This window comes from Altererythrobacter lutimaris (assembly GCF_013371495.1).
Classification (GTDB): domain Bacteria; phylum Pseudomonadota; class Alphaproteobacteria; order Sphingomonadales; family Sphingomonadaceae; genus Erythrobacter; species Erythrobacter lutimaris_A.
In genome coordinates this window covers 1-479 of record NZ_JABWTA010000016.1, presented here as the reverse complement: position 1 = coordinate 479, position 479 = coordinate 1, and the positions used below count along the sequence as shown (strand labels likewise).

Below are 479 nucleotides of genomic sequence, written 5' to 3'. Positions count from 1 at the left end.
ATGCCCGACTATCGCGACGGCGCAGCGCTCGCTGCGGTCGAAGGCTCGCTGGCCAGCTATCCCCCGCTCGTTTTCACCGGAGAGATCGATGCACTGAAGGCCGATCTGGCGAAGGTGCAGGCAGGCGAGGCGTTCCTGCTGCAGGGCGGCGACTGCGCCGAGAGCTTTGCCGAATTCCACCCGGCCAATATCCGCGACAGCTTCCGCGTCATCCTGCAGATGGCGGTGGTGCCCACCTATGCCAGCAAGCTGCCGGTGGTGAAAGTGGGGCGCATGGCGGGCCAATTCGCCAAGCCGCGCTCCGCGCCGACGGAAGTGCAGGGCGATGCCGAGCTGCCGAGCTATCGCGGCGATATCATCAACGCGATCGATTTCGAGCAAGGCGCGCGCGAGCCCGATCCGCAGCGCATGCTATCCGCTTACAGTCAGGCGGCGGCGACGCTCAACCTGCTGCGCGCCTTCGCCGGGGGAGGCTATGC

1 protein-coding gene is annotated in these 479 nt (G+C 66.8%); it reads left to right on the top strand.

Features of this window, described 5'->3' with window-relative positions:
- Positions 1-479, top strand: a 479-nt coding sequence (locus HUO12_RS14340; protein ID WP_176274495.1) for a 3-deoxy-7-phosphoheptulonate synthase, incomplete at both ends; no start/stop codon positions are given.